The organism is Virgibacillus kimchii (assembly GCF_055379185.1).
In genome coordinates, this window is sequence record NZ_AP043951.1 from 95,413 (window position 1) to 120,307 (window position 24,895).

The following is a 24,895-nucleotide window of genomic DNA, read 5'->3' on the forward strand; positions in this document are numbered from 1 at the left end:
TATGCAGGGTTTTATCAAGTGTATAGACAATAGTTTTGCAGGAGGAAATAATGGGGAATTTGACTTTGATCCACAAGAAGCAGTAAAAGAATCAACAATACAGCACACCCTGTTTTCCCTATATCCCCCGGCGTGATTTTCTGTCCTTTTTGAAAATATAATTCACCTGTAAAACACCGGGAAGCCATTGCTTCATACATACGCTCGGCACGTTCTACCGATCTGGATAATAAAGCTGCTGTCAACTGCCCATAAACCTTGATTTTTTTAATTCCGATGCCTCCACGGAAAAATCTGGATTTGGCTGCTGTTTGCATTTTTTGGATATCATCGAGAAACAAAAAAACGTATCGATAGGAAAGGATCAGGACAGTGATTAATACAGCCGGGATTTTTAACCCGGCGAGACTATTCATGAACTGATCAAGTGACTGAGAGTCGAGAATAATGGTAATGATTGTCATCGACGTAAAAGCTTTCATTACGATCAAAAGAATAAACGTTGTGTTTTGGGTATGGAAAGAAAGATCGAAATTGAACAATAAAGGAATGGTCATTAACATGAGAAAAGGCGTAATAACCAAATATCTTTTGAACAATGTAACGAGAGAAATTCTCATAAATATCAGCCCAATAAAGGCAATGGCAAATGCAACAAATACAACCGATACATTGGTAAAACTGATCACGGTAAAAATATAGAACACGGCTGCAATTAATTTCGTCCGAGGTTCCCAGGATTTTGCCCATTTGGGTATTGCTGACAATGCATCTGGTTCCTGTTCAGTCATGTACCATTCACCTGCCTGTGAACTGTGATTATTTTTTTCTCATAATAAAAATAGTTACCGCCGCTCCAATTAATAAACCGGACAGAAGCATACCAACCAGTGAAAAAAGGGAAGATTCGTTTGTATCCACTTGTTCCTGCTCCGTATCTATGAGGAAAGTGGAAGTAAAGCTGTGTGTTTCATAATCTTCCCCATCCACTGTGCCACTTTCATCTAGTTCCAAATTTGCTTTAATGAGCCATTCACCCGATGAGCCGAAATCCAACTCAAATTGGCCGTCTTCATCTGATGTTGTTTCAAGCACTTCCCACTCCGGTCCATACGCACTAATAATGGCACTTTCAGTCAGTTCCCCGTTTAATAAAATGTTTCCGGTAAATGTACCGGTGGAAAAAGAATGTGTTTCAGTCTCAGGAACAATTTCCAACTCCATTTCCACTGTATCGTTACCGGAGGTCCCGGCACCACCAACATGATGCACAAGTTTTGCGGCTTGATCACTTAATTGGGTAACCCCGTCATCCGGTGTATATGTACTCGGTTCCCGTGTTGCCCAGAAGGTATATGTACCGTCCTCTGTGATGGATACATAAGACCTCGCCTGTACTCCGATAGCTTCCAAATCCAGTTGCTCTGTATTTTCATCTGGGTATTGAACGTAGAGTGCCAAATCTTCCACATCCGCCTGATCCACAAAATCCCTGATATGTCCCCAAATAACATCTACACGTAATTCTTTACTATCCGGAAATTCCTCCACTTGTATAAACAATTCATGAGCGGAGGTTTCTTTAGAAAATATAAACAAACTGAAAGTCAGCATAAGTCCTGTGAATAAGACTATTTTTTTCATTGTGATTTTTCACCATCCCCGGACTTTTTATTAGTACGCAATAAGAAAAAGGCGGCGATAAACAGTAATATGGAGAAACCAAATAATGCCCTGACCGAAAGAGGAACACTGTCAAGCAGAGAAGCTTCTTCTCCTGTGGTCGAAACAGCCCGGTGTCCCATACGATCATCGGCTACAACTCGATGAATTTCCCACTCCTTGTCATAGTTCAATATGCCGTCATCGTCTGTTTTTCTTTCAAACAAAACATCTCCATTTTCATCATAAGCTGTAACAAAGGCGTTTCCTGCTCCAGTGCCATCATCATAGCGAACGTGAATAAAACCCGCTTCATCATGTTCAATCAGCATTCTGTGGGCAGATGCAGTATGAGGGTGAAGGGAAGCTAGAATAACCAAGCTCGTGCAGAAAATGAATAAAAAATAAAGCTGCTTACTACCCATCTTTGTTGTTCACCGCCTCTTTATGAATATGACTATTTTTAAACAGGCTCGGTTTCATGGCATATAAATGTCTGACTGCAAATCCTGTCAGTACCCCTTCCAGTAAGGCTAGAGGGAAGTATGCGAGAAGTACGATGCGTATGACAGAAAAATCTCCCTCTGCATATCGTTGATCGGAAAATAACAATAATAAAACCAGTAATAGAACACCAGCCATCACAGCGAAAAAACCACCAATAAACCCTTTAAAAAATAAAGGGATTTTTTTGATGAAAGGAAGACCCCAATAAACAAGAAGAGCCGGAATCGACATTAACAGCGTATTTGCACCAAACGTGCTGATTCCTCCGTGTTGGAAAAGAATAGCTTGCAGGATGAGCCCAATTACAATGGCAAAAGGAGCACGTCGTCCCAACATTAATCCGAGAAAACCGCCCAGCAAAGGATGTACAGAGGTGGGGCCGACCGGAATGTTAATTAAGGATGCCACAAAAAAAGCACCCGATAAAAGGCTGATTTTTGGAATTTCTTCTTCCTTTGTTCCTCTCAAGGAGTAGGCGAGCACACCTATTGCGCCAGCAGTTGTTGCAACGGCAACAGATATACTTAAAACCCCGTCCGCTATGTGCATGGAATGCCCACCTCCTTACATCAAATTGCTGCATAATAAACTGTATTAAAATGACGGAGGAATTATGTATGAGTAGGATAAAGTTTGCCTTCCAAGAGTGGGAGGGGAGGAAGACCAAACGATTAAAAACCTCAGAAACAGACAGTTTTTGGGCGAATGAACAAAGCAAATGAAAATACCAGGAAAAATGCAAAACCTTCTTCACAAAAATAAAAAAACCGATGAAAATTTACATCGGTTTTTTCCTGTATCAACGATGCGGGTAATAAGCACCGTGCTCCTGCGTTAAATCCGTGTGCAAAAAGCCTTTTGGATGCGGATAATGATAATCCTGTGAAGGCCATTGTGTGATGGACAATTTGTGGTAGGGAACCTCCTGATCCGGAACATAAGCGCATACATTTCCACTTTCATAAGAAGGTTTCAGACCGTGTATATTCCTTCCATCCGGCTGGGAAGGAGTTTTAGACTGCCATTCTCTCATTTGATTTGGATTATACGGTACAGGCTGGTAGTAATAATTCCCCCAGTAGCCAGGGGTATAATAGTAGTTCATCCCTATTGCCTCCTTGCATATTTATCTCTCCGTATATTTGTATTCATCCACGTAAAATTGGTCAAAGGAATTAGGTGTTTTTTAAAGATCACCTCATGCACAGAATACGTTTGGAGGAATATAATAATTTTACAAAAGGCAAGACAGGATGGTGCTTATGATACCTACACACATTAATAATATTTTTGGTATTCGTATAAATAACGTTTCGAATAACGCAGCTATTTCTTATGGAAATGCAGCCCATAAAGGACATCAGGCGAATATGAAAATGAACTCAGGCTATACACAGCCCGGCGATGCCAACTTCAGTCCACTGCAATTTAACAATTCAAATATCTCCAATGATCCAGATGTAATTGATACACCGCAGGCACAAGTATGAAATGCGTGAATATCGGAGCAATAATAAACTTTTTTATTTTAAGGAATTGTGTTCTAAGGAGGGTTTTGAGTATGGCATCTTCCCATGTAAATAATGTTTTCGGCATTCGAGTGAACAGTATTGCAAATAATGGCTCGATTAACCTTGGAAGTGTATTGCATAAAGGACACCAGGCGAACGTAAAAATAAATGTTGGCTATTATCATAACGGGGATGCCAATCAAAGCCCGCTGAAATTTAGTAACCTGAACTATGCATTTGATCCCGATGTAATAGATCAGATGCAAAAGCAGGTTTAGTTTGATTGAAAGAATGATTAGAGAGTTTATATATGAAAGGCTGGCCACTTATGGATCTGAATATTTCAATTAGAAACATAAATGTAAATGCAATCAGTACATTAGGGTCATTAAATGTAGGTAAGGCTGTCTTTTTAAAGAACAGATCTTCATCTGTACAACTGCCAAAAGGATTTTTTGAAGAAGAAGAGTTTGAAGAAGAGGAAATGGAAGAAGCTGAAGCGGAAATGGAAAAAGCGAAAGAAGAAGTGGAAAAGATTCCGACGTCGCCTGTTTTTTATAGCGACTAGCATGTTTACCATGTATCATTTTAAAGTTATTATCATAGGTGGTGACAGAATTGAATCATCAATGGCGTTACTTTTACCCGAATTATTCTTATGGTCCATACCATGATCCCCAGTCATCTTTTAACCTACAACCAAAATATGAGAAAACTCCTGCATCTTACCCGGAAAAAATTCAATACAAGGAACATAAACCCAACATAAAATATGATTCCATTCTGAAAAACATAGAAAAACTAAATGAAAAGCTGGATCAATTGGAGGAGGAAAACAAAGCATTACAGGAAGAAGTGGAGAATATTAAACCACTTACCATTGAAAATATAAATTATAAAATACAGGACTTACATGTGCAGGATTTATCAGGCAACCTCATGGTTGGATTAACCGCATTAAGTGACGCAGAAGAATTAAAGAAGCTGCTTGAGGAAAATGATCCAATTACATTTAATGAGATGAATACCAATGAATTTGAAAATGCGATGATGCATAATGAAACGATGAATGATCAAGATGGAGAAGAATAAATTTTGTTAGATATGTAAATGGGCTTGTGTAATTAAAGAGAACAAGCCCATACTCCGGTTTAAATCAACCAAGTACACGCTTAATATATATATTTGTTTTCCTTTTCATTTAACCGATTAAAGAGAAAGCGGTAGGCTTCCTGTTCATTAACCGGAAGTTCATCCTTTTCCAGTCCAGGGACCATCTTGAAGGTTCTGGAAATAATAGGCATATGCAAATTGGCCTTTCTAATGTAATTCTCATTGACCAAAAGACTTGTACCACCTGCTGCGAGAACTTTTCCGTCATGTATCAAAATAATCATATCAGCCCAGGAAGCAGCAAAATTGACATCATGTGTGGATAACAAAATGGTCTTGCCCATATAATTTAAACCCTGCAATAATCCGGCAACTTCGTCCTGACCGACAGGATCGAGAAATGCCATAGGCTCATCCAATATAACAATGTCCGGTCTCATGGCCAAAATTCCCGCTATGGCTACACGTTTTTTTTGTCCGTAGCTCAAATGATAAGGGGCTTTTCCTTTATATTCCAGCATCCCCACGTTACCTAAAGCTGCACTGCATACTTCTTCCACCTCATCTTCCGTCATATTCAAATTCCGCGGCCCAAATGCCACATCATCCCAAACCGTACTGGAAAATACCTGGTCATCAGGGTCCTGGAAAACCAGGCCTACCTGCCGGCGAATGGCAGGAGCCGTTTTTTTTGTGAGGGGAACGCCCATAATTTTCACGGTACCTTTATATGGAAGCTTTAATCCATTTAAATGATGCAGGAGGGTCGATTTTCCCGCACCATTAGCTCCCAATAGTGCCACTTTTTTTCCGGTTGGTATTGTCAGGGAAAAGTTTTTTAATACATCTGCGTTATCATTATCGTATCGATAGGTTACCTCTTTTAGTTCTATTGCGTTCAAAATACCTGCTCCTTTCAAAGAAAATCCCCCGGCATTTACAACGGGGGAGTGTTGTTGAAATCATAGGTCTATTATGTAGAGACTGGAGAAAATCGAATTATGATTACTATGAAAAAGTAATATTTTAAATTTCCATTGACGATTTTCTCCCCTTTCAACCTCCTAATTGTAAATAGAAGAAATGCATATACTGATTGATCTATCCAAAATGTTTACCCAATTTTCCTTCCTTTACCATATAACCAAGTACATCAGAGATCACCCTTAGCCCCAATAATGCCGTTTGGTCACTGACGTCATAAGGCGGGGATACTTCCACCAATTCCATTCCGCACACCCCTTCACTTGCAACCCTGCTAATAAACTGTAATCCTTCTCTCGGCAGAAAACCACCTGGTTCCGGCCAACCGGTTCCTGGAACAAAACCACTGTCAAAGGAATCGATATCCACACTTAAGTAAACCGCTTTAGCTCCACGCCAGGCCCTTTCCAAAGCAATGTCAGCAGCCCTGTAGATACCGAGCCGTTCAATATCTCCAATGGTCAGCACCGTTGTATTGAATTTACGTACATTTTCTGCAGCTTTCCTTGGTACCTGCCATCCGCCAATTCCCACTTGAACGAGATTTTCAGGTGGGGCATTCGGAATGTTGGTGGCATGGAACCATGGTGTAGTATGCATACGTTCATCCATATCTTTTTCTGCAGATCCAAATGACGATCCAAGTGAATAATGCCTACTTTTCCATCCACATGGTCTGCGATCGCCCGTAAACATGGATATCCAATAGAATGGTCACCGCCCAGCATTACCGGAAAGGTACCCTGAGAAAACACGTGGGAGACAGCCTTGTATATCTGGTCAAACGTCTTTTCAATATTGGCAATCGTAAATACATCCCCAACATCACACATTTTTAACGATTCTTTTAGATCTACACCAATTTCATAACTGTACGTATCATAAAGTTTTGAAATTTTTCTTAATGCTTCCGGGCCAAATCTTGTACCGGATCGGTAAGTGGTACCAATGTCAAAAGGTACACCAATGAAAGCTACATCATATTCGCCTACGTTTCGAACATCTTCCAGAAAGGGAGCTCTTAAAAAAGTGGGTATTCCGGCAAAAGGAGGTCTTGATTCTCTTGTAAATGTGGATATAGTACGGTCTCCGATGGAGGGTGCACCTTCCAGACCATATTTTAGGGAGCGTTGAATTTCTTTTTTGCTTTCCGTGTCAGGTATTTTGGCTTCTTTTTTCGCATGTTCTATTCCCAATAAATCTGTTGTCCGATCGCTTTCCAATGCTTTTTTCTGGCGAAAGCTCAACCCATGATTGTCAAAAAAACCCATACATACACCTCTTAGCTGTTATTCTCGTATTCCTTGCTTGATGGCAATCATTTCATTATATTCTATGATCATTTTATTTATGCCAAATAAAGCACTCTATAAAATATTGAATAATTTATTCTGTTTCCATATTCTTTATATCCAGCTTTTGTTTTGTATCCTTATTGCGGAAAAGCCGGTGCAAATGAACATATAAGTAACCATGCTTATAGGTGGCGTTAATTTTATCGTGACGGGCAGGGTAAGGCAATTTAACCTGCCTCTTCACAGGGCCTTGATATAATTCCAATTGAACCGGCCTGAACCCTTTATGATCTATGCTGATGGAGCCAACGATTTCAAGTGTCATATCATATACATCGACTTCCACGTCCTCCAAATTCAGTCCGGGAATTCTAAAAATACATAACAATTCATGATCGGATTCACAAATATTGACCTTTACACTTGAATAATTATTGTTGTTGGCTGCGCCGCCGGAAGAACCCGGGTTTTCCATATCATTCATATCAAAGTTCTCAAAACTGGAAAAGAAGTCTTCACCCAGGAAATTAGGCAGCTTATCTTTCCAGCCTTTGGGCCAATATTTATTCAAATAACCCCCTCCTTTCCCGCCTATACACTTATCATAATCACGATGCTTAAAAAAAGTGCTTGTACCCGATTGATTCATATGGGTATATGTCGGTTTATAAACTATAGCAAGTTTGCAGGAAGGAAGGGGATAAGCATGGAACAGAATCTGCAGGAGCTGGAAAAAAGAACAGCACAGTTGGAAAAGAAAGAAAGGGCTGTATACAATAAAATAAAAGAATTGGAAAGTGAATTGGATATACTGCTGAAAAAAGAAAAACCGGTATGCGGCAATTTTTCCTCGGAGAAAGCCAATCATCTTGCAGAAGTAAATGAAGAAATGTTCCGGCAGAATGTGCGGTTGCGGAGTACATTGAGCATTGTATTGCAGAAAATGAAGTCCCGACGCAGAAAACGTACTATAGAGCATTGCTGGCAGCTAAGGACGACAACTAAGGTAGGGGGTTTGAATCAAAGGGATTTTTGCATTGAATATATCTTCATATTCGTGATGAAGATCAGATAGTGAGAAGTTTAGCATTAAATTTATTTTCATAGTCGCAATGAAGATCAGATAGTGAGAAGTTTATTATAAAACGTATCTTCATAGGCTTGATGAAGATCAGGTTGTAAGTATTTTAGGATTAATATATCTTCATATTCGTGATGAAGATCAGATAGTGAGAAGTTTAGCATTAAATTTATTTTCATAGTCGCAATGAAGATCAGATAGTGAGAAGTTTATTATAAAACGTATCTTCATAGGCTTGATGAAGATCAGGTTGTAAGTATTTTAGGATTAATATATCTTCATAGTCGTGATGAAGATCAGATAGTGAGAAGTTTAGCATTAAATTTATTTTCATAGTCGCAATGAAGATCAGATAGTGAGAAGTTTATTATAAAACGTATCTTCATAGGCTTAATGAAGATCAGGTTGTAAGTATTTTTGCATTGAATATCATTAGCATTGCATAAAACCTAAAAATTAAAGTCAAGCAAAGATTTCATAAGTAACATTAATATGATGCAATATTCTGACTGCACCTCATTCCGAACAGTGAAAAAAAGTTAATACAGGAATAAGTGTAGTCCTTGTCAGATAATTTGAATTATATTAAAAAGTAATTAAAATAAAGGATCAAACGTTAAATCGTTTAAATGACTCACCTCCTCAAGTGCAAATTGACGCTCTATGAACTTAAATTCTCTCTCCCAACGATTTGCTCGCCGTCCTTTTGACGTGCGTTCAGGCTTTCTAAAGAGGGAACGAATGAATTTATCCAGTCCTTCAAATAAGTTGGTTTGCAACTTTCGGTGTACGTCTAATAATGATCCTTTATGATGTAAGTTTCGCTGCATTAAAAGTTCTAAACAGTATGTAATGAGCGCAATCCAGATTTGATTGTAAACGGCATTCTCGCTTTTTCCGTAGAATGTTTTCAGGTGTAAATGCTGTTTCATCCATTTGAAAAAGGTCTCTATTTTCCATCGGTAGCGATACAAGTCACCAATCTCATTAGCGGAAAGATGGAAGCAGTTTGTGATAATGATAACCGTATTACCTTCACTATCTTCTGTTTCAATTAACCTTAATGATCTAGTCATTTGGTTTTTTCCTTTTCCTAAGATAACTTTCTGGTCCTTAAATATGAGAGAGTCTGGATTTGCCTCATATTCTTGAAGTACTTTTACTTCAGCGTTCTTTTTCAACCGTGTAATAAAACGAACTTTTTCCATGCAAAGCTTATCAAATTGTTTGTAATCGTTGTAACCCCGATCAAATAGATAGACAGCATCAGGTACGATTTCAATAAGTTCATTCATCTGTGTTCGATCTGCATGCTTGGCTGGTGTAAGTACACCACTATCAGGCAATACCATGTCTTTTGTAACAACTACCTGAAGATGAAGCCGAACGCCGGCTTTTGTTTTACGGAATGTTGCCCATGGATATTGCGTCAGGGACATACTCATCGTTGTCGAATCAATGACATGAAGTCTTGAGATTTGTTGAGAAATAGGCTGCCCTTTCTGCCGAGCATGGATGTTAAAAACAAGATGGTGAAAGACCTTCTCAAAAACTTTTGGTGATAAAGCTCCCAGCTTCCTTGAAAGTTGAGAGGTGCTAATATCAAATCCCATATGGCGGTTTAATTTGTCATCATCTTTCACCTTTTGGGTAAGGTGCGCTAAACTATCAACCTCATTTATGTGGGCTATGATAAGCAACTGTAAAAATTTATGAGCTGTCAGTTTTTTAACGTACTTATCAAGATCGATCACATTGATTAATTTCGTAAAAGTTTGTTCGTTTATTATCTTTAATAATTCATTTATTGTTGTTTTTGTGTTATCCTTGTCCATGTGATGCTCCTTATAATTAGGGATTTGGACAAGAACTACTACCCTAATTATAAGGCTTTTTTTATGCAATTGTAAGTATTATTACCTATATTGGGAATATTTTTTACTAGATGTAATGCTTGACAAAATGGTTGATAAATTAATGCAATGCTAATGATTGAATATATCTTCATATTCGTGATGAAGATCAGGTAGTGAGCATTTTAGCATTAAATATATCTTCATAGTCGCAATGTAGTTCGGATTGGGGGTATTTTTAGATTAAATTTATTCTCATAGTCGCAATGAAGATCGCTTCGTAAGTTTTTTTCATTAAACATATCTTCATTAGCTATATGAACGACAATTCGCAATTTTTATTGCTCGAAACAGGTCTTGCTTTACCATTATGAAGGACATTTTAAGTGGACTTTACCTTCAGTTGAACCTTCATCTCCCATAAAAATTTCATGAAGCCTTTCACTCTCCGCGTCGTATAGGAAGTGATGTTAATTTGGGTGGTAAATTTAACAATCCTCCTTCAGATGAATTACAAACAAAATCTCACCTAAGAATGAAAACGTTAAAAACCTGTCATCACTATATGCAGAATCCCGCATACAGTGCTAAAATAATAATTAAAAGCAACGCTATGAGGAAGGAGTAATAAAAATGACTGCATATCCGGACATAAAAGAAACAAAATCCCTGATCGAAAAACTGGTTTCGATTCCCAGCCCCTCAGGATATACCGAAAAAGTGATCCAATTTACAGAGGAGTTTTTACAAGACCTGCAAGTGGAAACAAGACGAAATCGCAAGGGAGGTTTGATCGCCACACTTCCCGGCGAAAACAATAAAGAACAACGAATGCTTACTGCCCATGTGGACACGCTTGGTGCCATGGTAAAGGAGGTTAAATCCAACGGCAGGCTGCGTCTGGATTTGATTGGCGGTTTTAAATACAATGCCATAGAAGGGGAATATTGTGAAATACATACCTCAAATGGACAAGTGTTTACAGGCACGATTCTTATGCACCAAACATCTGTACATGTCTATAAAGATGCAGGAGAAGCGAAGCGCAATCAGGAAAATATGGAAGTTCGCATTGACGCGAGAGTCGAAAATGACGAAGATATAAAGAAACTGGGGATCCAAGTGGGGGATTTTGTATCTTTTGATCCACGTGTTCAAATGACGGACAATGGTTTTATCAAATCACGCCACCTGGACGATAAGGCGAGTGTAGCAATATTGCTGCAGCTGATCAAAAGAATAAAAGAAGAAGGTATTACACTGCCTTATACCACTCACTTTCTTATTTCCAATAATGAAGAAATCGGCTACGGGGGCAATTCCAATATTACGCCGGAAACGGTGGAATATATGGCAGTCGACATGGGCGCGATGGGGGATGGCCAATCCACAGATGAATATACGGTATCCATTTGTGTAAAGGATTCAAGCGGTCCGTATCACTATGGTTTGCGCAAGCATCTGACCGAACTGGCAGAAGAAAATAATATTGGCTATAAGCTGGATATTTACCCTTACTACGGTTCGGATGCATCTGCTGCAATCCGGGCAGGGCACGATATTATTCATGGATTGATCGGCCCTGGTATTGATTCCTCCCATGCCTATGAAAGAACACATGAAAACTCACTGGAGGAGACGGAAAAGTTATTATATCATTATGTAAAATCGTCACTTGTATCCTATTAAACTAAAATACGAACACACTTCGCTGAAAGTGTGTTCGTATTGTTATTACAACACATAAAAATATACAGAAAAAAAGTGAAATAAACTGCCGAACATAATAAATATATGAAATATCTCGTGGTAACCAAAATGCTTAAAGGTTAAAAAGTTAGGTTTTAACCAGTAAATAAGCGCTCCAATAGTATAAATGATCCCCCCGAGGACAAGGAAAGTCATTCCACCAACACCAATGATTGGTGCAAGTTCTGCACTGAAAAAAATAACGATCCAGCCCATTAGTACATATAATGCGGTGGACAGCCACCTCGGTGCATGAAACCAAACTAATTTAAAGATCACTCCCATTAAAGCAAGCAAGCCGATGATCGTAAATAAAATCCATCCTGTTGTTCCACTTAAACTGATTAAACAAAATGGCGCGTATGTGCCGGCGATCAACACAAAAATCATCGAATGATCAATTCTCCGCAAAAATGCAATCACCCTATCATCAGCCACCACCATGTGATAGGTCGCTGAAGCTGCATAGAGCAGTATCATGCTTACCCCAAAAATAATAACGGACATAATGGCAATAAAATCCCCAGTCACTGCAGTTGCCTTAATAACTAATGCCAAAAGTCCCACAAACGCTAAAATTGCCCCAAACAAATGAGTAAAACCATTCACTGGTTCCCGAATTGATATCGTCATATTACCAACCACCTTATGTAGTTTTTAAAACTATATGTTAATAATATAGGTATATTATTATGTAGTCAAGCTTTACCGCGTTATTTTTTTCTATTATAATTGGTAGTAAATGATAAGACTGGAGATTTTATAGATGAAAAATATTCATGATATGATAAAGGATATACATTTAGATACCCATTTATCCCTTGAAGAAATCCCCGATCTTGAACTTTATATGGATCAGGTTATTCAGTTATTTGAAAAGAAGTTTGCCGGAACAAAGCGCAATGAAGAAGAAAAAGTCCTGACGAAAACAATGATTAACAATTACGCAAAAGGAAAATTATTTTTTCCAATAGAAAATAAAAGGTATTCAAAGGAACATGTCATATTGATCAGTATGATTTATCAGATGAAAGGTTCTTTATCCATTCAGGATGTTAAACAGACATTGGCGCGCCTGAATGAAAAAGTTGTGGATGACTCTATTTCAGTAAAAGATCTATATAAAAAATATAATCATCTGCTGGAAGTAAATTATGATATTTTTGAAGAAACGATAGGAAGACATACTGAACAAACAAAAGAAGCAGTTCAGCAACTGGGGGATGATGAAGCAGATTATCTTGAACAATTATTATTAATAGCATCTTTTACAATGATGAGTAATTTTTACCGGAAAGCTGCAGAGAAACTGGTCGATCATGTACAGGAAAATGAAGCAAAAAATGAAGACAAAGAGGTGGAAGAATGAAATTAAGTATCCTTGATCAGGCACCCGTATCTTCCGGAAGCACTGCACAGCAAGCATTAACCGCCACCTTGGAACTGGCACAATCAGCTGACCGTTTGGGTTATACGAGATACTGGGTGGCAGAGCACCACGATCTTCCAGGCTTGGCAAGTCCGGCACCGGATGTGCTGCTTGGTATGATTGGGTTAAGGACGGAACAGATCCGCATAGGAGCAGGTGCTGTTCTTTTGCCACATTACAAGCCTTTTAATATAGCAGAAAGATATCATATGCTGGCTACCCTAAATCCCGGGAGAATCGATCTTGGTATTGGCAGGGCGCCGGGCGGATCGGCAGAGGTAACCATGGCGTTATCTGATAATTTTCTTGAAAATGTCCGGAAGATGCCGGATAAACTGGATGATTTGCTGGCATTTTTAAATGGTTCTTTTCCGGACGGTCATTTATTTTCCAAAATAAAAGCAAGACCTGTGCCGAATGTACCCCCAGTTCCATGGCTGTTGGGAACGAGTGGAAAAAGCGGCAAACTAGCGGTCGAAAAAGGAATGAACTATGCTTTCGGCCATTTTATGTCAGGGGAAAACGGACCTGAAATAGTGGAAGATTACTACAAAAGTGGCGGTTCCCGGGCACTCATTGCCGTAACTGCTGTCTGCGCTGAAACAACGGAGGAAGCGGAAGAGTGCGCGTTAAGTGATTTGGTTTGGAAGCTGCAGCAGGAAAAAGGTAAAGGAAAATCCGGGGTACCCACGGTGGAAGAAGCAAAAGCATATGAACTTTCCAATGAAGAGAAAAACAAATTGGAAAAAATGAAAAACAATATGATCATTGGCAACCCGCAAGAGGTAAAAGAGCAACTGGAAAAGCTCCAGGTGCAATATGGTACGGATGAATTTATGATAGTGACCATTACCCACAGTTATGATGTCAGAAGGAAATCATACGAACTCATAGCAGAAGCATGCGGCTTGTAGAAGAAATATGCGCCGAACGTGGAAACGTTCGGCCAAAAGAATATCGCTCGCCCCGCAAGGAATTTCGCTCGACTCCCATAAATCCCCTCGTTCCAAGCCGCATACCCAAACCCATAAACACTCTATACCACAAGTCCAATGATAAATAAGCCTTCAGACCTATCCCAAAATATATCCCGGGTTCATTACCAAAGAGCCTCCTCACCGGTATGATAGAGACAGATAAGAGGAAGGAGGCGCTAACAAATGAAGAAGTTTTTATTATTTCTTGGCGGACTGGTTGCCCTGCTCATTTTTCTGGCCAACCTGGGACCGATGGTTTTGCTCGGATTAAGCATTTGGCTGCTCTATATCATCTTTAAAAAATTCCTTCAAAGTGATTCGCCAGCAGGGAAAATAGGATGGATCATTTTAGGACTCATCATTTTAAGCATTACTTTTTCAAACATATATGCAGTAATTGGCGTGGCAGCAGCTTATGCATTATATCTCATCTATAAAAGCTGGAACAAAGAAAGCGATGATCCCGATGTCAAGGTGCTGGATGATGGGGATCCATTTACAAATTTTGAACGTGAGTGGGCAGATTTAAAAAAATAAAATAAGGAGAGATTTACTATGACAAATATCTTTACACGTATGAAGGATTCTATTTCGTCAGATCTTCATGATTTAATGGACAAGAAGGAGCAGAATAACCCGGTGGCAGCGTTGAATCATTATTTACGCAAAAGTGAGCAGGAAAAGGAAAGAGTACGAAAGCTGGTGGACAGGCAATATAAGTTAAAGGACGAATTCACCAGGGAATACCATAAAGCCCAGGATCTCGCGGACAAGCGGGGAAAACAGGCGGAAATTGCTCGTAAAGCCGGGGAAGAAGAAATGTATCAATTTGCTTTAAAAGAGCAGCAGGAATACCAAAACCGGGCAGATCGAATGAAGGCATCCAGAAGTGAAGCTTTGGAACAGCTGGAATTACTGGAACAAAAATATGAAGAGATGAAGCATAAACTGAAAGATATGCATCTTAGGCGAATGGAATTAATGGGAAGGGAAAATATTGCAAAAGCAACCCATCAGATTAATCGTGTCGTCGATAAAGTAAGTGATGCATCTTTTTCAAAATTTGAAGAGATCGAACAGTACATCGAAGGATTGGAATATAAGGTCAACAGTGACTATTACAAAAGCACATTTGACAGTAAAATTGCCAAGCTTGAAAGGGAAATGAAAGAGCAGGAAAGAGCAAATTAAATTTTCCGCTAAAGCTTTTTCGGAAAATCTGCTATACTAAAACAGGCGCGACTGCTCTCGCGTCTGTTTTACATAGAAAGGAGGATCACTGCCATGTTTAAACATCTACAAACAGATACATTCAATTGGATATTAATCATCGGGGTGGTCCTCTTCATTTTGGAGCTTGCATTTTTTCATGGCGGCATGATCGCATCAGCTTTATTTTCTGCTGTATTGATTTATGTTGGCTGGAAGAACTTTAATCAATTATGGGGAAAAATCCTGTTTTGGCTCGGTGTTGTAGCTGCCATCTTCTCTATATTAAATATGCTGGCCGTCCGTTTTCTTATTTTAGCGGCCATTGTATTATTTTTTGTTAATTATTCCAAGTCGAAACAGGAAGCTGAAAGGATTTATCCCCAGCTATCCAGTGAACAGGAAATAATCACAGATCCAATTATCGAGACAGAACCATTATTTGATCATAAGATCTTTGGAGATCAAACAACGGATGATACAGTTTACGAATGGCGGGACATTAATATACACGGTGCTTTTGGCGACCGGGTGATAGATTTGAGTAATACAGTACTTCCGGAAGATACAGTAGTGATTTCGATCAGACATGTAGTGGGGAACATAGAAATATTAATTCCTTATGAAGTGGAAGTAAGTGTTCATCACAGTTCTGTCTTTGGCAGGGCACACATATTGGGAGAGCATAACCGAAAATTAATCAATCAATCCCTTATATACCGGACACCCAACTATGATACAAACTCATCCCGGGTCAAAATTATCACCACGGTATTATCCGGAGATATCGAGGTGAAGCGTATATGAGTATGATACTGAAACACGTATTTACTGCTGTTTTATTCACCTTGATCATTTCGATCGTAATGGTTAGTTTTACATTTTTTGTTTTTATGAATGATTGGTCCCTTCTTTTTCAGAAGCAGGTAGCCGACATTTCATTTTTACTGCTCGTAATAGTCATTCCAGTGTTTGCCGGTGTGATTATCGGTGTAGTCACAGGAGTATATTGGAGGCAACGGCTTCTCCGGGTGGAAAGGCAGCTTTCCGATATTTCAAAAGGACAAAAATTAACTGCTGATCTGGAGCCGTATAAGGAATTGGACAAAATTGAATCATACATGGAACAAATTCAGGAACGAATTCGTATGCAACAGGAAAAAGCACAGCGCTTAGCCACAGATAGAGCACATGAACGGGAAAAAAGTCTACAGGAAATCGTGGTCCAGGAAAGAAATCGCCTGGCAAGGGAATTGCATGATTCTGTCAGTCAACAGCTGTTTGCTGCATCGATGATGATGTCGGCGATTAATGATACGAATCCCCCGGAAGATTTGAAAATGAAAAAACAGCTCAATCTCGTTGAAAATATGATCCATCAGTCTCAATTGGAAATGCGTGCTTTGCTTCTTCATCTGCGCCCCGCTGCTTTAAAGGGAAAATCACTGCAGGAAGGCGTAAAAGAGCTACTCGTGGAATTAACCCAGAAGGTCCCGATGGAAGTGGATTGGAAAATAGAGGATTTTCATGCAGATAAAGGAGTGGAAGACCAGTTGTTCCGTATACTGCAGGAAGGTGTTTCCAATACTTTACGGCATGCAAAAGCAACAAAACTTCATGTCCTTTTAGTGGAAAGGGATGAAACCATTATATTAAGAACTGTTGACAATGGGATTGGATTTGATATGGAGAAGACAAAAATGAATTCATTCGGACTGCAAAACATGCGGGAAAGGGCACAGGAAATTGGCGGAAACTTCAAGGTCGTCAGTTTGCCTGATCAAGGGACAAGGCTCGAAGTGAAGATTCCCAATTTAACCGAAGAAGGTGAAAAAGATGATTAAAGTCTTATTTGCAGATGATCATGAAATGGTGCGGATTGGTGTTTCCGCCTACCTTTCCGCCCAGGCTGATATTGATGTGATCGCAGAGGCGGACGATGGGGGAGAAGCAGTAAAACTGGCATTGGAGTTAAAGCCTGATATTATTTTAATGGACCTGGTCATGAAAGAAATGGACGGCATTGAAGCAACCAAACGAATTATTGGAAGCTGGCCTGAAGCAAAAATTATCATTGTTACAAGCTTTCTGGATGATGATAAAGTCTATCCTGCATTGGAAGCCGGTGCGACGAGCTATATGCTGAAAACTTCCAAAGCAAGTGAGATTGCTGATGCCATACGCTCCACCTATAACGGAGAAACTATATTGGAACCGGAAGTAACCGGAAAAATTATGAACAAAATGAGAAAGCCTGAAAAGGATCCGTTGCATGAACAGTTGACAGAGCGGGAAATGGAGATCCTGCTGCTCGTTGCTCAGGGGAAGACAAATCAGGAAATTGCCGATGAATTATTTATTTCATTAAAAACGGTGAAAGTCCATGTTAGTAATATTTTGGGAAAGCTGATGGTGCAGGATCGTACACAGGCAGTAATATATGCATTTAAACATAATCTGGTTAAGTAACACGAAAAGGGTAAACCTTTCCGTGTTTTTTTATTTCATTTCAATGAGACTTCCTACTACTATATCCGGCATTAAAATTCAAACAGCCTATTTATATAATCTGTTTTAGTACAGATGGAGTAATTTACAAAAAATATTTAGAACCTACAAACCTTGACTCAGCACGGTTTGGCACCTACTGTTTTTAAATTTCCTGAAAAAATTAAAAAAAATCCTTGCAATAAAGATTAATTTAGCATACACTGTATTATAACAAAAAACAAAGAAACAAAACCTGTTATATAAAAAAAGGAGGATTTCACATGCAAACAGAAACGAAATACGTAGCTTGTACAGAATGTGGAAAAGAAATTGAGGCTCGCCACTATTTGACTGAATGTGATTATTGTCTGTCCAAGAAGGACGCTTAATTTTTTGTTTACTCTGTTATATAACATTGGTGATTTTAGGGTTATGTATTACAACAAGGGAATGGTTACCACTGGCTGGTTTTAAATCAATCTGTAGTCATTTTGAGGAAAAAACTAATTGTAAAGATCAGGAAGCGGGCGGATAAAATTTTGCTCCTAACACAAGAATCTTCCTTTAAAACAACCAGGATATCTTGCCCGGTTTCTTGCATCATATAAACAATATTTACAGGGAGGAAAAGTAAAATGAATAATCGTGCTGAACAAATCCAAAAATCGTGGGACAATGATATACGCTGGGTAGGGGTGGAAAGACCATACACAGCTGAGGATGTTATTCGTCTGAGGGGTTCCATTGATATTGAGCACACACTCGCTGAAAGAGGTGCCAAAAAGCTATGGAAACTGATCAACGAGGAGGATTTTGTAAATACGCTTGGCGCCTTAACCGGAAATCAGGCAGTACAACAAGTAAAAGCAGGATTAAAGGCTATTTATTTAAGCGGCTGGCAGGTAGCCGCTGATGCCAACATGGCAGGTCAAATGTATCCGGATCAAAGCTTATACCCGGTAAATAGTGTTCCGAATGTTGTCAAAAGAATTAACCAGGCGCTTCAAAGAGCAGATCAGGTACATTATTCTGAAGGAAATGAGGAAATTGATTGGTTTGCACCAATTGTTGCGGATGCGGAAGCAGGATTCGGGGGTCAGTTAAATGTATTTGAACTAATGAAATCCATGATAGAATCCGGAGCAGCAGCTGTTCACTTTGAAGACCAGCTTTCCTCCGAGAAAAAATGCGGTCACTTGGGTGGTAAAGTATTGCTCCCTACACAAAATGCGGTTAGAAATTTAATCGCAGCCAGATTTGCCGCTGACGTAATGGGAACACCGACCATCATTATGGCGAGAACAGATGCCAATGCAGCGGATATGATAACAAGTGATGTGGATGAATATGATCACGAGTTTATTACCGGGGAAAGAACAACAGAAGGCTTTTACAAAACAAAAGCAGGCCTGGATCAGGCGATTGCGAGAGGGCTTGCATATGCTCCATATGCAGATTTAATCTGGTGTGAGACTGCAGAGCCAAATCTGGAGGAAGCACAGCGGTTTGCTGATGCTATCCATGAAAAATACCCGAACAAATTGCTGGCATATAACTGTTCACCATCATTTAACTGGAAAAAGAAACTATCAGACAAAGAAATTGAGGAATTTCAGAGAGAACTGGGTAAAATGGGCTATAAGTTCCAATTTGTTACATTAGCCGGATTCCATGCTTTGAACCACAGTATGTTCGATCTTGCCAGAAAATACAAAGATAATGGAATGGCGGCATATTCCGAGTTGCAGCAGGAAGAATTTGACAGCGAGCAATACGGTTATACTGCTACCCGCCATCAGCGTGAAGTAGGTACAGGGTACTTCGACGAGGTAGCTCAGGTGATTTCAGGAGGTACTTCTTCCACCGCAGCTTTAAAAGGGTCAACAGAAGAGGCACAATTTACAAAGTAGAATTCTTCGCACCCTACGAAATAAGTTTTGAAACCGGATATTTCCAGGATAATGTCTAAAAGTGCTTATTCCCGTCGCAGGGGATAAGTACTTTTTTAATATAAAAAGACGTTTCGTGTCACAAATGAAATACAATTGTAACATTACTATAATCTCTATGAAAACTTTTGATGGTATACTACGAATTGTCTAGAAAATAGATTACATAGTACATAATATATATATATCCCACCTTTGAAATAGATACATAGAGGTAGTACATACATAAACAGGGTGGGAAAGGGAAGCGGGGAATACAATTGAGAAAGTCGATTATTACTTTGTCCACAGTTGCTGTGGTAGGTTTGGGGAGTGCGTTTTTCAGTACAACTGCGCACGCAAATACAGTGGAAGAGCTGGAAGAAAGACAGTCGGAAATACAGGATGAGAGAGCAGAATTGAGAGAGAGTCTATCAGATGCTGAAGCGGAAATCGCAGATGTGCTGATAGAATTGGAAGAGTTAAATGATGAAATTGAACGTGTATCCGAAGCGTTGGAACGAAATAGACAAGCGATGGATGAGACAGAAGAAGACATTGCCAAAACAGAAGAAGAAGTAGATGCTTTGGAAGCAGAAATTGAAGAATTGGAAAAAGCGATTGAAAAGCGTCATGATATCCTGAAAGACCGTATGGTTTCCTATCAGAAAAGCGGAGGGGATATCAACTACCTGGAAGTGATTTTCGGTGCACAAAGTTTTAGTGATTTCATTAACCGTGTTTCAGCAGTAAATAAAATTGCCGATTCGGATACAAAATTAATTGAACAGCAGGAAGAAGATAAGAGTCAAGTAAAGGATAAACAGGATCAGGTATTGGACAAGCTGGATGAGTTGAAAGCAATGAAACAGGATCTGGAAGATATTCTGGGTGCGATTGAAGCACAGCAAGAGGAAAATGAAGAAAAGAAACAGGAATTGAAAGATAAAGAAAACGAATTAACTGCATTAGTGGAAGAATTGGAAATGGAAGACAGCAGTTTGGCATCATTGGAAAGAGAAGTAAGGGAAAACATTGAAGCTGCCAGACAGCCAGCGCCTGCACCGGCGGAAACAGCAGTAGCTTCAGAAGAAAGTTCGCAGTCTGAAGGAGGTTCTTCCTCTGAATCAGGTGATTCCGGCGATTCAAGCGGAAATATAACACAGACAAGCACAGAAACGAATAATCCGTCTCCTAGTGGCGGAAGTGCAATTGAAGCAGCATACAGCCAAATGGGAACACCGTATGTTTGGGCTGGTAAAGACCCAAGTGGATTTGATTGTTCCGGATTTGTATCATGGGCATTTGCACAATCAGGCAAGTCGATTCCATCCTTTACAGGGGCTTTGGCAAATACAGGAACAAGAGTATCTACCGGTGATATGCAACCTGGAGATCTTGTATTCTTCAGAGGCGGCTCACACGTTGGAATTTATGTAGGAAACGGACAATTTATCGGATCCCAAAGTTCAACAGGTGTTGATGTAGCAAGTATGACAAGCGGATATTGGGGAGAAAGATTTGACGGGCATGTACGTCGCGTAAACTAAAAAATAAGCTATAAAAATCCACCTTTTTTAAATAAAGGTGGATTTTTTCAATCTTTTTTTATGGCTCTGCCCTTCACATTGAGATTATTATGGTCTACTTCCATCAAACTCTTTTCCTTTCACTCGTATGAATTATTGAATATTTTTTAGTATAATGAAAATAAGCAGTCACTTAAGATGAACAGGGGGTTGAACTATGGAAAAAATGAATCGGGCAAGAGAAGCATTAAATAAGGTCATTTACGGGAAACAAGAGGTGATTGATTTATTGTATGTAGCATTGCTGGCCCAGGGGCATGTGCTTTTGGAGAGTGTGCCGGGGACAGGTAAAACGAAACTGGCAAAAAGCTTTGCAAAAGTCATGGACGGAAACTTCAGCAGGGTGCAGTTTACACCGGATGTTCTGCCGAGTGATGTAACAGGTATTCGTTTTTTCAATCCGAAAACACAGGAATTTGAGCTGCGCATCGGGCCTGTCGTGACAGATGTCCTGCTGGCGGATGAAATCAACCGGGCTACACCTAAAACACAGTCCAGTTTGCTTGAAGTAATGGAAGAATACCAGGCAACGATTGACGGGGAAACCATTACGGTGGATAGACCATTTACTGTTATCGCGACACAGAACCCGGTTGAAAGTAATTATGGTACATTTCCACTGCCGGAAGCACAATTGGATCGTTTCCTATTAAAAATTGACCTGGGCTATCCGTCCAAGGAAGAAGAGAAAAATATTTTACATACATACCGTACAAGGGACCCTTTTGACGATATAGATGTCTCTCTGACGCTTGAAGAGATCAGGGAAATGCAGGAGCAGGTCCAGCAGATCACCATGTCCGAGGTTGTTTCCGATTACTTACTCTCACTTATTCACGCATCCAGAGAACATGATGATGTAGAGCTGGGAGTGAGTCCAAGAGGAATGCTGGCTTTAATGCGCGCAGCTCAAGCCTTTGCTTTTCTGCAAAACAGGGATTATGTTACACCGGATGATGTTAAAAAACTTGTGCCATATGTATTCGAACACAGGCTTATATTGACAATGGATGGTTCCGTTAAAAAAACACCTGCCCAGGTTGTGGATGAGATCATTCGGATGGTAGCTGTACCAGTGGAAGAAGGAGCCGTAAGTGAATGACGTGGCAAAGGGAATTCGGTTCTCAGCAACTGAAAAGTTATGACTATGTAATAGCTGCCATTCTTGTGTTTTTTTTGATAGGAATTCTATTTCAACATGCTATTGCTTTTATTGCAGTAGGATTATTTATTGTTTTTGCGCTGATCTACCGGAAGTATGATAAGGACATTGTGAAAAAGCTGGTCTTGCAAAATCCAAAGAAAACAATCAAATTATTTCCTGGAGATGAAGCAAAACTGACACTTGAGCTGGAAAACAGATCAATATTTCCATTTGTCAATGGGGAAATGAATTTACAGGCAGGATCAGCCGTGAAAGCATATGACCATGTTACAAATGAAAAGAAATATTGGAAAACAATCCATTTCCCATTATCTATATTACGCAGAAAAAAGACGATCATTGAATTGCCTGTTCGTGCAGAGCATAGGGGAGTGGCGAAAATCAATGATATTACGCTTATATTCCCTCACCTATTTAATTTTGATCGGGTCACCATGAAATACAGAAAATTTTATTACACGGAATATATCGTACTTCCTGAACTTCTGCCGGTACAAGGAGTGGAGGCTGGTTTTCATATGATGCCCGGCAGCGGCTATGCTGCATTTTCGCCATTTGAAGATGTGCAAAGTCCCCGGGGCACAAGAGACTACAGTTATAGCGATCCATTCCAAAGAATTAATTGGAACGCCTCGGTAAAGGCACAAAAACTGCAAACAAATGTATATGAAAAAATGGTCGACAGATCCTTTGTTTTTATTGTAAATATCGGACAGCAGAATCATTTGAATATGTCTGCGTTTAATAAAAATATGGAAAGACTACTATCTTATACTGCATATCTTTGTCATTATGCAACGGAAAAAGATGTTCCCTTTGAAATTTTTTTGAATACAAGAAAACCAGGGAAGGTCCCGTATATTCATTTGCCGGAGGGAGCTGGCCAAATGCATTATGGCCATGCCCTCGAGATGCTGGCAAGAGTACATAAGCAGACCATGATTGTCCCGTTTAACCAGATGCTTCACCGGCTTGGAAAACATTTTTACAAACCGAAAACAATAGTTATTATCGGGGAAGTTCCTTCTGGTACGGCTGAATTAATGAAATCCTGGAAACAGGCAAAGCATAGTGTGTTTCATATATCAGATGCAGGTGACGAAGCCATTGTTCGTCCATTGACAAGGGACGGGAGGATGAGCAATGCGAAATAATCATCCTATTTTAACCTATGCCTACCATTTTTTAAGTGAAATGATTATTTTATTTTTACTTGTGCTTCCTTTTTTTCACCATCGTTTCATGTGGGTGCCTTACGGAAATTATATTGTCATAGTGCTGATCGTATGTATTATTTTTTCCATACTGGCTAAGTTTACGGTGAGTTATTTATGGTATATATTGTTTGCCCCATTTCTATTTACCGTTTTTTATTTATGGGATTATCCCCTCATACTGACGATTCTTTTTACAGGTGTATTTATTTGGCGGTATATTAATATACGCAGGGAAGAGGCAATTAGCAGGGAAAATAATTATATCTTGATTACGCTGGGATTAATTGCACTGAATAGTATTCTCATCCAGGATAAGAGAATCATGATATACCCACTGCTTTTGTTTGTGACTGTTATATTTGGCTATATCACCAGTCATTTGATGGTCATTCATAAAAGCGAACGGAAAGAACTGGATAAGAAATTATCCGTTTATTTTCTTGGGTTGTTGGCAGCCGGCGCAGGATTATTATTCCTGATATTTGAGGGCATCAGGTTTATTATTGTAACAGCCTTTCAAGGAATCTTAGACATAATTGGCGGCATTATTGCAGGTTTTGCACAGCTCTTTGACTTTTTGGAACCGCAGGAAATGGAACGCATGGAAGAGGAACTGCAGGAGGGCGGAGAGAATCCTGCTGCTGAATATTGGAATGAAATGGAAGGTCAATCCTTCATTGAAGTGATTACACCATATGTGCTCATAGCTATAGCTCTTCTTTTTCTATCTATACTGATATTTTGGATATGGAAAAACCGTCACAACCGTTTTAAAAAAGTAGAAAAAAATGATTCTGTTTCATATAGCAGCGAAGAGATGGCTCCACAATCGTCCACATCCTCCTTTGCCCGATGGAGAAATTCATTTTTAAAAAAACCAGACCATCCTGTTCGGAAAATGGTTTACCAGTTTGAACGGACAGCTTCCAAGCATCGTAGGGGAAGAAGACAATTTGAAACCGTGGAAGACTGGATGGAAAGAATTGGCCTTGCAGCAGACTTTACCATTTATGAAAGAGTCAGATATGGGGAAGCAGATGTCAGTGAAAAGGAAGTAAATCAATTAAAGGAACAAATCAGGAAAATGGAAAAGGAATTGAAAGAAAGGGAGATGGATGAAAGTTGACCAGGGGACC

27 protein-coding genes and 1 pseudogene are annotated in these 24,895 nt (G+C 39.5%); 18 read left to right on the top strand and 10 right to left on the bottom strand.

Going from position 1 to position 24,895, the window contains the following annotated elements; all coding sequences use genetic code 11:
- Window positions 1-14 precede the first annotated feature (14 nt).
- The 5 genes from cbiQ to ACZ42C_RS00665 all read right to left on the bottom strand — a co-directional run bounded on the left by cbiQ (window position 15) and on the right by ACZ42C_RS00665 (window position 3,274).
- Entirely contained in the window at window positions 15-791 is a 777-nt protein-coding gene (cbiQ, locus tag ACZ42C_RS00645; RefSeq protein WP_461182541.1) for a cobalt ECF transporter T component CbiQ, read from the bottom strand.
- Between the two features lie 28 nt (window positions 792-819).
- Window positions 820-1,644 carry a DUF4198 domain-containing protein gene (locus ACZ42C_RS00650; protein WP_461182542.1) on the bottom strand — a complete coding sequence of 275 codons (825 nt, stop codon included), beginning with the start codon at window positions 1,642-1,644 and terminating at the stop codon, window positions 820-822.
- Window positions 1,641-2,087 (bottom strand): hypothetical protein, encoded by a 447-nt coding sequence (locus tag ACZ42C_RS00655; RefSeq protein ID WP_461182543.1) that lies wholly within the window; start codon window positions 2,085-2,087, stop codon window positions 1,641-1,643. Before ACZ42C_RS00655 ends, ACZ42C_RS00650 begins: the two co-directional genes overlap by 4 nt.
- Entirely contained in the window at window positions 2,080-2,718 is a 639-nt protein-coding gene (locus tag ACZ42C_RS00660) for a CbiM family transporter (protein WP_461182544.1), read from the bottom strand. Before ACZ42C_RS00660 ends, ACZ42C_RS00655 begins: the two co-directional genes overlap by 8 nt.
- A gap of 250 nt (window positions 2,719-2,968) precedes the next feature.
- The gene (locus ACZ42C_RS00665) at window positions 2,969-3,274 is read right to left on the bottom strand and encodes a hypothetical protein (protein WP_461182545.1); all 306 of its coding nucleotides are present in this window, start codon (window positions 3,272-3,274) and stop codon (window positions 2,969-2,971) included.
- A 157-nt stretch (window positions 3,275-3,431) separates the two neighbouring features.
- Between ACZ42C_RS00665 and ACZ42C_RS00670 the strand changes: the two genes are divergently transcribed.
- The 4 genes from ACZ42C_RS00670 (at window position 3,432) to ACZ42C_RS00685 (ending at window position 4,772) form a co-directional block, all read left to right on the top strand.
- A complete protein-coding gene (locus ACZ42C_RS00670) occupies window positions 3,432-3,659 on the top strand; it encodes a spore germination protein (RefSeq protein ID WP_461182546.1) in 228 nt (75 codons plus the stop codon).
- Window positions 3,660-3,730: 71 nt separating this feature from the next.
- Window positions 3,731-3,958 (top strand): spore germination protein, encoded by a 228-nt coding sequence (locus tag ACZ42C_RS00675; protein ID WP_461182547.1) that lies wholly within the window; start codon window positions 3,731-3,733, stop codon window positions 3,956-3,958.
- 50 nt (window positions 3,959-4,008) lie between these two features.
- Window positions 4,009-4,248 (top strand): hypothetical protein, encoded by a 240-nt coding sequence (locus tag ACZ42C_RS00680; protein ID WP_464891312.1) that lies wholly within the window; start codon window positions 4,009-4,011, stop codon window positions 4,246-4,248.
- A 50-nt stretch (window positions 4,249-4,298) separates the two neighbouring features.
- Window positions 4,299-4,772, top strand: coding sequence for a hypothetical protein (locus ACZ42C_RS00685; RefSeq protein WP_461182549.1), 474 nt, complete (start codon window positions 4,299-4,301; stop codon window positions 4,770-4,772).
- 80 nt (window positions 4,773-4,852) lie between these two features.
- Here ACZ42C_RS00685 and ACZ42C_RS00690 read toward each other — a convergent pair whose 3' ends face one another.
- The 3 genes and pseudogenes from ACZ42C_RS00690 to ACZ42C_RS00700 form a co-directional block, all read right to left on the bottom strand.
- Complete coding sequence (locus ACZ42C_RS00690; RefSeq protein WP_461182550.1) at window positions 4,853-5,695, bottom strand: ATP-binding cassette domain-containing protein; 843 nt, start codon at window positions 5,693-5,695, stop codon at window positions 4,853-4,855.
- Between the two features lie 199 nt (window positions 5,696-5,894).
- Window positions 5,895-7,048: pseudogene (locus ACZ42C_RS00695) on the bottom strand (agmatinase family protein).
- A 115-nt stretch (window positions 7,049-7,163) separates the two neighbouring features.
- Window positions 7,164-7,643 (bottom strand): Hsp20/alpha crystallin family protein, encoded by a 480-nt coding sequence (locus ACZ42C_RS00700; protein ID WP_461182551.1) that lies wholly within the window; start codon window positions 7,641-7,643, stop codon window positions 7,164-7,166.
- A gap of 135 nt (window positions 7,644-7,778) precedes the next feature.
- Between ACZ42C_RS00700 and ACZ42C_RS00705 the strand changes: the two genes are divergently transcribed.
- A complete protein-coding gene (locus ACZ42C_RS00705) occupies window positions 7,779-8,147 on the top strand; it encodes a hypothetical protein (protein WP_461182552.1) in 369 nt (122 codons plus the stop codon).
- Window positions 8,148-8,749: 602 nt separating this feature from the next.
- On the opposite strand, the gene ACZ42C_RS00710 is transcribed toward ACZ42C_RS00705, so the two are convergent.
- Window positions 8,750-9,988, bottom strand: a complete 1,239-nt coding sequence (locus ACZ42C_RS00710; protein ID WP_461183818.1) for an IS4 family transposase — start codon at window positions 9,986-9,988, stop codon at window positions 8,750-8,752.
- A gap of 651 nt (window positions 9,989-10,639) precedes the next feature.
- On the opposite strand from ACZ42C_RS00710, the gene ACZ42C_RS00715 reads away from it, so the two are divergent.
- A complete protein-coding gene (locus ACZ42C_RS00715) occupies window positions 10,640-11,695 on the top strand; it encodes a M42 family metallopeptidase (protein WP_461182925.1) in 1,056 nt (351 codons plus the stop codon).
- A gap of 45 nt (window positions 11,696-11,740) precedes the next feature.
- On the opposite strand, the gene trhA is transcribed toward ACZ42C_RS00715, so the two are convergent.
- Window positions 11,741-12,388, bottom strand: a complete 648-nt coding sequence (gene trhA / locus ACZ42C_RS00720; RefSeq protein ID WP_461182924.1) for a PAQR family membrane homeostasis protein TrhA — start codon at window positions 12,386-12,388, stop codon at window positions 11,741-11,743.
- 133 nt (window positions 12,389-12,521) lie between these two features.
- Here trhA and ACZ42C_RS00725 point away from each other — a divergent pair, with 133 nt between their 5' ends.
- From ACZ42C_RS00725 to ACZ42C_RS00780, 12 genes are all read left to right on the top strand, one after another.
- Complete coding sequence (locus tag ACZ42C_RS00725) at window positions 12,522-13,124, top strand: DUF1836 domain-containing protein (protein WP_461182923.1); 603 nt, start codon at window positions 12,522-12,524, stop codon at window positions 13,122-13,124.
- The gene (locus ACZ42C_RS00730; RefSeq protein WP_461182922.1) at window positions 13,121-14,098 is read left to right on the top strand and encodes an LLM class flavin-dependent oxidoreductase; all 978 of its coding nucleotides are present in this window, start codon (window positions 13,121-13,123) and stop codon (window positions 14,096-14,098) included. The genes ACZ42C_RS00725 and ACZ42C_RS00730 overlap by 4 nt, the downstream gene beginning before the upstream one ends.
- A 246-nt stretch (window positions 14,099-14,344) precedes the next feature.
- Window positions 14,345-14,698: a lmo0954 family membrane protein gene (locus ACZ42C_RS00735; RefSeq protein WP_461182921.1), complete on the top strand. Its 354-nt coding sequence runs from the start codon at window positions 14,345-14,347 to the stop codon at window positions 14,696-14,698.
- An 18-nt stretch (window positions 14,699-14,716) separates the two neighbouring features.
- A complete protein-coding gene (locus ACZ42C_RS00740) occupies window positions 14,717-15,352 on the top strand; it encodes a PspA/IM30 family protein (protein ID WP_461182920.1) in 636 nt (211 codons plus the stop codon).
- 93 nt (window positions 15,353-15,445) lie between these two features.
- A complete protein-coding gene (gene liaF / locus ACZ42C_RS00745; protein WP_461182919.1) occupies window positions 15,446-16,177 on the top strand; it encodes a cell wall-active antibiotics response protein LiaF in 732 nt (243 codons plus the stop codon).
- On the top strand, window positions 16,174-17,214 hold the full coding sequence (locus ACZ42C_RS00750; RefSeq protein WP_461182918.1) for a sensor histidine kinase: 1,041 nt from the start codon (window positions 16,174-16,176) through the stop codon (window positions 17,212-17,214). The genes liaF and ACZ42C_RS00750 overlap by 4 nt, the downstream gene beginning before the upstream one ends.
- Window positions 17,207-17,839 (top strand): response regulator, encoded by a 633-nt coding sequence (locus ACZ42C_RS00755; protein WP_461182917.1) that lies wholly within the window; start codon window positions 17,207-17,209, stop codon window positions 17,837-17,839. Before ACZ42C_RS00750 ends, ACZ42C_RS00755 begins: the two co-directional genes overlap by 8 nt.
- A gap of 656 nt (window positions 17,840-18,495) precedes the next feature.
- A complete protein-coding gene (gene aceA / locus ACZ42C_RS00760) occupies window positions 18,496-19,770 on the top strand; it encodes an isocitrate lyase (protein WP_461182916.1) in 1,275 nt (424 codons plus the stop codon).
- A gap of 299 nt (window positions 19,771-20,069) precedes the next feature.
- On the top strand, window positions 20,070-21,338 hold the full coding sequence (locus ACZ42C_RS00765; protein ID WP_461182915.1) for a C40 family peptidase: 1,269 nt from the start codon (window positions 20,070-20,072) through the stop codon (window positions 21,336-21,338).
- 196 nt (window positions 21,339-21,534) lie between these two features.
- Window positions 21,535-22,479: an AAA family ATPase gene (locus ACZ42C_RS00770; protein ID WP_461182914.1), complete on the top strand. Its 945-nt coding sequence runs from the start codon at window positions 21,535-21,537 to the stop codon at window positions 22,477-22,479.
- On the top strand, window positions 22,476-23,696 hold the full coding sequence (locus tag ACZ42C_RS00775) for a DUF58 domain-containing protein (RefSeq protein WP_461182913.1): 1,221 nt from the start codon (window positions 22,476-22,478) through the stop codon (window positions 23,694-23,696). The genes ACZ42C_RS00770 and ACZ42C_RS00775 overlap by 4 nt, the downstream gene beginning before the upstream one ends.
- The gene (locus tag ACZ42C_RS00780; protein WP_461182912.1) at window positions 23,686-24,885 is read left to right on the top strand and encodes a DUF4129 domain-containing protein; all 1,200 of its coding nucleotides are present in this window, start codon (window positions 23,686-23,688) and stop codon (window positions 24,883-24,885) included. Before ACZ42C_RS00775 ends, ACZ42C_RS00780 begins: the two co-directional genes overlap by 11 nt.
- Window positions 24,886-24,895 lie beyond the last annotated feature (10 nt).